The 9,198-nt window shown below is 56.4% G+C and carries 5 protein-coding genes and 1 pseudogene; 2 read left to right on the top strand and 4 right to left on the bottom strand.

Annotation, left to right across the window (positions count from 1 at the left end):
* Positions 1-179, top strand: a pseudogene (locus tag DEO48_RS11565) (LysR family transcriptional regulator); the annotation flags it as partial.
* On the opposite strand, the gene DEO48_RS11560 reads toward DEO48_RS11565, so the two are convergent.
* The 4 genes from DEO48_RS11560 to DEO48_RS11545 form a co-directional block, all read right to left on the bottom strand.
* Positions 154-942 (bottom strand): substrate-binding domain-containing protein, encoded by a 789-nt coding sequence (locus tag DEO48_RS11560; protein ID WP_059445037.1) that lies wholly within the window; start codon positions 940-942, stop codon positions 154-156. The pseudogene DEO48_RS11565 and the gene DEO48_RS11560 overlap by 26 nt on opposite strands.
* Entirely contained in the window at positions 939-2,252 is a 1,314-nt protein-coding gene (locus DEO48_RS11555; RefSeq protein WP_045356692.1) for an MFS transporter, read from the bottom strand. The genes DEO48_RS11560 and DEO48_RS11555 overlap by 4 nt, the downstream gene beginning before the upstream one ends.
* A gap of 282 nt (positions 2,253-2,534) precedes the next feature.
* Positions 2,535-4,184, bottom strand: coding sequence for a class I fumarate hydratase FumA (fumA, locus tag DEO48_RS11550; protein WP_109845229.1), 1,650 nt, complete (start codon positions 4,182-4,184; stop codon positions 2,535-2,537).
* 53 nt (positions 4,185-4,237) lie between these two features.
* Positions 4,238-5,746, bottom strand: a complete 1,509-nt coding sequence (locus DEO48_RS11545) for an anion permease (protein WP_219933008.1) — start codon at positions 5,744-5,746, stop codon at positions 4,238-4,240.
* Between the two features lie 604 nt (positions 5,747-6,350).
* On the opposite strand from DEO48_RS11545, the gene DEO48_RS11540 reads away from it, so the two are divergent.
* Positions 6,351-9,131 carry a flavocytochrome c gene (locus DEO48_RS11540; RefSeq protein ID WP_109845227.1) on the top strand — a complete coding sequence of 927 codons (2,781 nt, stop codon included), beginning with the start codon at positions 6,351-6,353 and terminating at the stop codon, positions 9,129-9,131.
* Positions 9,132-9,198: the final 67 nt, after the last annotated feature.

Below are 9,198 nucleotides of genomic sequence, written 5' to 3'. Positions count from 1 at the left end.
TTGCTGCCGTCCCCGCCATGTCGATGCCGACGTCAGAGCACACGCTGCTGACGCATCTGCCGCTGGTGGCGCCGGAAGTGAAACGCACCGTGGGGCTTATCCGGCGCCGGGGGCGCATCCAGTCCTACATTGCGGCTGAACTGGAAAAACAGATCACCGAGCAGTATCGCCGGACGTAACGGGGATCATTCCCGTCTTCTGGATGACGTCCCTGGAGGGCGGTGAGGCGAGATAGGTTAGCAGCGCTTTCCCCTCCGCGGGATATTCTGCGTGACGGGTGACCGCACCCGCGAAGCGCGTGATGTACTGCAGATTATCCGGGATTTTCCCGATAAAGGTGACGCCCTGAACCGGCAGCAGCTCGCTCACCTGCTGGAAACCGACGGCGTATTTTCCTTTCGCCACTTCTGAGGCGACCGGGATACGCTCGACCATTGTCGCTTTATCCGCCACTTCCTTTTCAATCCCCAGCTTTTTGAACAACGTCTGGCTGACGTACCTGCCGCTGGCGCTGTCAGAGTAGGCGATGGAGCTGGCCTGCAGCAGCGTTTTACGTAGAGCCGCCTCGCTGCTGATATCAGGGACATCCGCCCCTTTTTTCACCACCATGCCAACGGGGGAGTCCGCGAGTTCGGTTCGCGAACCCGTCCGGGTCTGGCCGGCTTTTTCGAGCTTCTCCAGCGCATCGCCCACCATAATCACCACGTCGGCTTTCTCGCCGCGCGCCAGTCGGTTTGGGATCGCCTGCGGCGTAGCGCCCATTGAGGGTCCGGGGATAATCACGATTTTATCCCCGGTCCGGCGTTCATAGTCCGGGGCCAGCTTTTCCAGGGCGGCCTTGAAGCCGCCTGAAATCATGACCTTCACGTCCTGGGCACAGGCATTAACGCTCAGAAGCGCCAGCACCAGCGCGCTGGCGGTAAAGCGATAGGTGCGTTTCATACTGCCCCCTGTGACTTGACGGTGTTTTGCAGCGATACCGCGCGGCGGCGGTAGAGGTAGAGCGTGGCCAGCAGGGCACACACGGCGGCGAAACTCATCCAGTAGCCAGGCGAGGCTTTGTCACCGGTGTATTCAATCAGCGCGGTGGACATGACCGGGGTAAAGCCGCCAAAGACCGCCGTTGCCAGGCTGTAAGCCAGAGAGAACCCCGCCACGCGCACTTCAGCAGGCATAATCTCCGTCAGGGCCGGGATCATCGCGCCGTTGTACAGGCCGTAGAGGAAGGAGAGCCACAGCAGCACGATCAGCATCATGGAGAAGCTGGGCGCGCTCGCCAGAAGCGTCAGGGCAGGGTAGCTGGTCGCCAGCGCAAGCAGGGCCATGGCAATCAGCACCGGCTTGCGCCCGAAGCGATCCGACAGCGCGCCGCCGACCGGCAGCCAGATGAAGTTAGAAATCGCCACCAGCAGCGTGACCAGCAGGCTGTCCGAGGCGCTGAGCATCAGCACCTTTTTGCCAAAAGTGGGGGCGTAGACGGTGATCAGGTAGAACGCGGTGGTGGTCATCGCCACCATCAGCATGCCTGCGACCACCACCTGCCAGTTGCCGAGCAGCGTTTTAAAGACCTGACGCATCTCCAGATGCTGGCGGCGCGCGCTGAACTCTTCCGTCTCCTCCAGCTTGCGGCGCAGGAAAAAGATAAACGGCACGATTAAGCAGCCGAACAGGAACGGGATACGCCAGCCCCATTCGCGAATGGCGCTCTCCTCCATCAGGGCATTCAGGGCAAAGCCCATCGCCGCAGCGACCATAATGGCGACCTGCTGGCTGCCGGACTGCCAGCTGGTGTAAAACCCTTTGCGGCCCGGCGTGGCGATTTCAGCCAGATAAACCGAGACGCCTCCAAGCTCCGCACCGGCGGAAAAGCCCTGCAGCAGACGGCCCGTCAGCACCAGCAGCGGCGCCCACAGACCGATGCTTTGATAAGAGGGGATAAGCACGATCAGGAACGTCCCCGCCGCCATGATGGAAAGCGTGACGATTAGCCCCTTTCTGCGTCCCACCTTGTCGATATATGCGCCAAGCACGATGGCGCCTATTGGACGCATCAAAAAGCCCGCGCCGAAGACGGCGAAGGTCATCATCAGCGACGCAAATTCACTGCTTGCCGGGAAGAACGTGTGGGCGATGTAGGTGGCATAGAAGCCGAAAAGAAAGAAATCGAACTGCTCAAGAAAGTTGCCGGACGTCACGCGAAGTATGGCGCCCGCTTTCGAGCGTACGGTTGCAGGTGAGGTTGAGGAAAACATGGTTATCTCCAGTTTATTGTTGACGTTTTACGCGTCTGTTTTTGAAAACTGGATCAGGATGAGGAAATAGATAAGCGCAAATGCCGCATCGGCTGATGCACTTTTTGCATGAATAGCCTTCGCGGGATAAATACAATTAATGACAACAATAACTTAACAATTTATTGATTTTTTATTCACCACCTTTTGCTAAGTGGCTGATATCACGGTTTTGTGACATGACGCAGACGCATGTCTTTCTGCGACTGCCGGGCAGCGTTGCGCCACCCGGCCTGTCTCAACCTAGCGCTGTGAACAACCTGCGCACTGTTTGTTCTGGATCTGCTGGAAGAAATCGTTGCCTTTGTCATCCACCAGGATAAACGCCGGGAAGTTCTCGACTTCAATTTTCCAGATGGCTTCCATTCCCAGCTCCGGATATGCGACGCATTCCAGGCTCTTAATGCTGTTTTGCGCCAGCACCGCCGCCGGGCCGCCAATGCTGCCCAGGTAGAAGCCGCCGTGTTTATGACAGGCGTCGGTTACCTGCTGGCTGCGGTTGCCTTTCGCCAGCATGATCATGCTCGCGCCGTGGGATTGCAGTAAGTCCACATACGAGTCCATACGGCCAGCCGTGGTCGGGCCGAGTGAGCCGGACGCGTAGCCTTCCGGCGTTTTGGCTGGGCCTGCGTAGTAGATCGGATGGTCTTTAACGTACTGCGGCAGTTCTTCACCGTTGTCGAGCAGCTCTTTCAGCTTCGCGTGGGCAATATCGCGCGCCACGATGATGGTACCGTTCAGCGACAGGCGGGTAGAAACCGGGTGCGCGGAAAGCTGCGCCAGGATCTCATTCATCGGCTTGTCCAGATTGATGCTCACCACGTCGCCTTCGCCCTGCTGACGCAGTGATTCAGGAATATACTGGCCCGGGTTGTGCTCCAGCTTCTCAATCCAGATCCCGTCGCGGTTGATCTTCGCTTTGATGTTGCGGTCTGCGGAGCAGGAGACGCCCATGCCGATCGGGCAGGAGGCGCCGTGGCGCGGCAGGCGGATCACGCGGATATCGTGGGCGAAGTATTTACCGCCGAACTGCGCGCCGAGGCCGAGGTTCTGCGCTTCCTGGAGCAGTTCCTTTTCGAGCTGAACGTCGCGGAACGCCTGGCCGTGTTCATTACCCTCCGTCGGCAGCGCGTCGTAGTAGCGCGTGGAAGCGAGCTTCACGGTTTTCAGCGTGGCTTCCGCTGACGTACCGCCAATCACAAACGCGATATGGTAAGGCGGGCAGGCCGCAGTGCCCAGGGTGCGCATCTTCTCAACCAGGTAGTTTTTCAGCTTCGCCGGGGTGATCAGCGCTTTGGTTTCCTGATAGAGGTAGGTTTTGTTGGCAGAACCGCCGCCTTTTGCCATGCACAGGAATTTGTATTCGTCCCCGTCCACGCTGTAGAGATCGATCTGCGCGGGCAGGTTGGTGCCGGTATTCACCTCTTTATACATGTCCAGCGCCGCATTCTGCGAGTAGCGCAGGTTATCTTCAATGTAGGTGTTATACACGCCCTGGCTCAGCGCCGCTTCGTCACCGCCGCCGGTCCAGACGCGCTGGCCTTTTTTGCCCATGATGATAGCAGTGCCGGTATCCTGGCAGGTTGGCAGCACGCCTTTTGCGGCAATTTCAGAGTTACGCAGGAACTGCAGGGCAACGTATTTGTCGTTCTGGCTGGCTTCCGGGTCGTTGAGAATGGCGGCAACCTGCTTCTGATGGGAAGGACGCAGCATAAACGCGGCATCGTGGAAGGCCTGCTGCGCCAGCAGGGTCAGGGCTTCCGGCTCCACTTTCAGCACTTCCTGACCGTCGAATTCGGCAACGGAGACGTGCTCTTTGGTCAGCAGGTAGTATTCGGTGTCGTCATGGGAAAGAGGGAAGGGGTTCTGATAAAAAAACGGTTTATTCGACATAGTATTGCTCCACAAAAATAAAACCGCCGGAGGAAACGTCCGGCGGTCAGGAATCAGAACATCATGGACATCCACGGATAACCAATCAGCAGCAGGGCCGCCAGGAAGATGGCACCGAAGATGGTGCCGAGGCGCCAGTAGTCTTTGGTTGGCAGGTAGCCGCTACCGTAATAAATCGGGCTTGGTCCAGTACCGTACGGGGTGATGATCCCCATCACGCCCAGCGAAGTCACCATCAGCAGAACGAACACTTCCATATTCATGCCGGGGATGGTGGAGGCGATGGTCAGCATCGCTGGCAGCAGCGCCGTGGTGTGAGCGGTGGTGCTGGCAAACAGGTAGTGCAGCAGGTAGAACGCCAGCAGCAGGACGACGGTCGCCACGCCCGGAGAGATACCGCTCATCAACAGACCGCCTTCTTTACCTAACCAGCTGATAAAGCCGGTAGAGGAGAGGCCATCCGCCAGTGCCACCAGGGTGGCGAACCAGACGAAGGTGTTCCATGCGGCCTTGTTACCGGTGATATCGTTCCACTCCAGCACGCCGGTCCACAGCATCAGAACGACGATGAGCAGGGCTGCCATGGCAGGTTCAATCCACGCGGCGGCGAAGATCCACATCAGCAGAGCACAGCACACGAACACCAGCAGCAGAATTTCATTGCGGGACAGTTTGCCGAGTTTTTCCAGCTCGCGAGTCGCCCACAGCGGCACTTCGTTATTCACTTTGACTTCAGGTGGGTAGAACCAGTAGGCCAGCAGCGGCATGGTCAGAATCAGCAAGATACCCAGCGGCAGGAAGGCGAGGAACCAGGTGCCCCAGGAGATATCAATCCCAACCGTACTTTTCACCAGCGCCAGGGCCAGCAGGTTTGGCGCGAGGGCGGAGAGGAACATTGAGCTGGTGATGCAGGCCGCGGTGATCGCCACCCACATCAGGTATGAACCAATCTTACGCGCGCTTGGGTCGTTAGGTTTTGAACCGTACAGCGGCGGCAGGTTAGCGATAATCGGGTAGATGGTCCCGCCGCTGCGCGCTGTGTTGGACGGGGTGAACGGTGCCAGCAGCAGGTCAGCAAACGTGATGGCGTAACCGAGCGTCAGGCTGCGACGGCCGAGGTACTTCACCAGAATCAGCGCCAGACGGCGGCCGAAGCGGGTTTTGTCATAGCCTGCGGCGAACATAAAGGCACCGAAAATCAGCCAGACGGTAGAGTTACCAAACCCGCTCACCGCCCATTTAAAGGAGGCGCCCGCCAGCTTGAATTTCGGGTCAGCCAGCTGATCGGGGCTGAACAGCACCCACTGGCTGCACAGGGCGATGGCGACCACGCCGGTCAGGCCGATCACCGCACCCGGCAGCGGTTCGAAGATCAGACCGACGATCACGCCGACAAAGATGGCGAAGTAGTGCCATGCGTAAGGCGGCAAGCCTTCAGGAACGGGAACAAACAGCAGCAGTACGGCGACGATGACGGGTAGCGCCATCATCAGCAATCGTTTTGCGTTTCCATTTGATGCCTGGTTCGCCACAGGGGGCGTTACAGCAGTTTTTGTATTCATAGTTTCACGTCTTAAGTTGTCAAAAATTCGGTCACAATGAAAAAGCACTTTATTTAGTTTCTTTGCTTTTTTTAGTTATTAAAGGTGCTTTCTTGTATTTTCAGTAATAGCGATTTAACGCGTTTTCGTGTGCGCTAAATTAAAAAATGATGATGTTTTTATATTGCGCTTTTGAATGCCATAACTATTGATCGCGATCAAAAAAATAGAATTGCAGCGTTATTTTTATGCTTTTATTAATAACCACTCTGGCGTATGTGGTTATTGCCTGTTTTTGGCATATTTTTTATCATTTTTTTAACAGGCAAGATTGTGGTGTGTTTTTATCGCATTGTTTTTATTAATCTTAAGTTTGTTTTGGTCAATTGGTTTTACCATTAATCATTTAACGAATTTTAAATTATTGTGAATGGGTGAATTACAATCGCTAACACCAATGTGTTATTTGTGTTATCGAAGGGATTAAATAGTTTTTTAACTAACGTAATAACTTTAGAAACTAAAAAAATCATTATATTAATATCATGACATCGGCAAATAACGACGAAATAAAAAATCAATCCGATAACGAATTCTTAATTTTTAAAAGTTTGGAGTTTCTATTATGAGCACTAACGAACGCATTCTTAGCCCTTTCACATTACCGAATGGTACTGAACTGAAAAACCGTTTGTTAATGGCCCCTATGACAACCTGTACCGGCTATTTTGACGGCACCGTCACCAGCGAGCTGGTGGAGTACTATCGTGCCCGTTCCGGCAGCATTGGCACCATCATTGTGGAATGCTGCTTCGTCGACGATCTCGGTCTCGCCTTCCCGGGTGCCATCGGTATTGATAATGACGAGAAAATCGCCGGGCTGGCGAAAATCGCAGAAGCCATTAAATCCAAAGGATCTAAGGCGCTACTGCAGATCTACCACGGCGGCCGCATGGTTGACCCGAAACTGATCGGTGGCCGCACCCCGGTTGGCCCGAGCGCCGTAGCCGCGCCGCGTGAAGGTGCCGCAACGCCGGTTGCTCTGACTGCAGAAGAAGTGGAAGGCATGATCGGCAAGTTTGGTGAGGCGGTGCGTCGCGCCATCCAGGCCGGTTTCGACGGCGTGGAAATCCACGGAGCAAACACCTATCTGATTCAGCAGTTCTACTCACCGAATTCAAACCAGCGCGATGACGAGTGGGGCGGCAGCCGCGATAACCGCGCGAAGTTCCCGCTGGCCGTGCTGGACATTACCCACAAAATGGTGCGCCAGTACGCGGACGACGCGTTTATTGTTGGCTACCGCTTCTCCCCTGAAGAGATGGAAGTCCCGGGCATCCGCTTTGACGACACCATGTACCTGCTGGAAAAACTGGCGGCGCGCGGCGTGGACTATCTGCACTTCTCCGTCGGCGCGACCCTGCGTCCTTCCATTGTCGACACTCAGGATCCAACCCCGCTTATCGAAAAATACTGCGCGATGCGTTCTGAAACGCTGGCGCAGGTTCCGGTCATGGGCGTGGGCGGCGTGGTGAATGCTTCCGATGTGAATGAAGCGCTGGACCACGGTTACGACCTGATTGCCGTTGGCCGCGCCACCATCGCTTATCCGGACTGGACAGACCGCATTGCGGCCGGGGAAAGCCTGGAGCTGTTTATGGACAGCACCAAACGCGAAGAGCTCAGCATTCCTGAACCGCTGTGGCGCTTCTCGCTGGTAGAAGCGATGATCCGCGACATGAGCATGGGCGAATCCAAATTCAAACCGGGTACCTTTGCTGAGAAAGTGCAGGATGACGCTAACGAACTGGTGATTAACGTCAGTCTGGAAACCGACCGCATTGCGGACATCGAACTGGCCTCCGGCCCGAGCGAAGACGTTGAGTTTGTGACCAGCTTTGAAGAGATCCGTACCCGCATTCTGGATGCCAACACCCCGCACGTGGATGCCATCACCGGCGCAACCAGCCAGAGCGAGGCGGTGAAGAAAGCGGTCTCTAAAGCGATGCTGAAATCCAGCAAAGCGCTGGCCGCGGAAGAGGGCGTTGACCTGAACGAAACCCGCAGCGTGGACGTGGTCGTTGTCGGCAGCGGCGGCGCCGGTCTGGCGGCGGCGATCCAGGCTCACGACGAAGGCGCGAGCGTGCTGATTGTCGAGAAAATGCCGACCATCGGCGGGAACACCATTAAAGCCTCTGCCGGTATGAACGCCGCCGAAACCCGCTTCCAGCGCGTGAAGGGCATTCAGGATAGCAAAGAGCTGTTCTATCAGGAAAGCCTGAAAGGCGGCGGCAACAAGAACAACCCGGAACTGCTGCGTCGCTTCGTCGAAAACGCGCCGCAGGCAATTGAGTGGCTGGCAACGCGCGGCATCATGCTGAACGACATCACCACTACCGGCGGGATGAGCATCGACCGTACTCACCGTCCAAAAGACGGTTCAGCGGTAGGCGGCTACCTGATCAGCGGCCTGGTGCGTAACGTCAACAAACGCAACATCGAGGTAATGCTGGATACCTCCGTCAGCGACATCATCTTCGAGAACGGCGAAGTGACCGGCGTAAGTCTGACCACCGAAGAGAACGAAACCGTCACCGTGGCAACCAAAAGCGTGATTGTCGCCACCGGTGGTTTCAGCGCCAACAGCCAGATGGTGGTGAAATACCGTCCGGATCTGGAAGGGTTCGTCACCACCAACCACAAAGGGGCAACCGGCGGCGGCATCGCGCTGCTGGAGCGCATCGGGGCGGGTACCGTGGATATGGGCGAAATTCAGATTCACCCAACCGTTGAGCAAAACACCTCGTACCTGATTTCCGAATCCATTCGCGGCGGCGGGGCGATTCTGGTCAATCAGAAAGGGGAACGCTTCTACAACGAAATGTCGACCCGCGATAAGGTTTCGGCGTCAATCATCGCGCTGCCGGAGAAATACGCATACATCGTCTTTGACGAGCACGTACGTGCCAAAAACAAAGCCGCGGATGAGTACATCGCGAAAGGTTTCGTAACCAGCGCCAGCTCGCCAAAAGCCCTGGCTGAAGCGCTGGGGATGGATCACCATGCTTTCCTTGCGACTCTGGAACGCTACAACGGTTTCGTTGAGAAACAGCACGATGACGATTTTGGTCGTACCACCGCGCTGCGCGCGCCTATCAACGAAGGACCGTTCTACGCCATTCAGATTGCACCGGGCGTGCACCACACCATGGGCGGCGTGACCATCAACACCGAAACCTGCGTGCTGGACAGCAACCACAACGTGCTGCCAGGCGCGTTTGCGGCCGGTGAAGTGGTCGGCGGGATCCACGGCGGTAACCGTATCGGCGGTAACGCAGTGGCAGATATCATTATTTTTGGTACGCTTGCAGGACATCAGGCGGCTATGCGTTCGAAAAAGCAGTAAGACCCCTGTGTTGTAGGCCGGATACGCCCAGCGCTATCCGGCATTTTCCCCGGCGGCGCGGTGCCTG

This window comes from Enterobacter sp. CGMCC 5087, from assembly GCF_003144775.1.
Classification (GTDB): Bacteria; Pseudomonadota; Gammaproteobacteria; order Enterobacterales; family Enterobacteriaceae; genus Enterobacter; species Enterobacter cloacae_M.
This window is presented reverse-complemented; position numbering and strand designations above follow the sequence as displayed.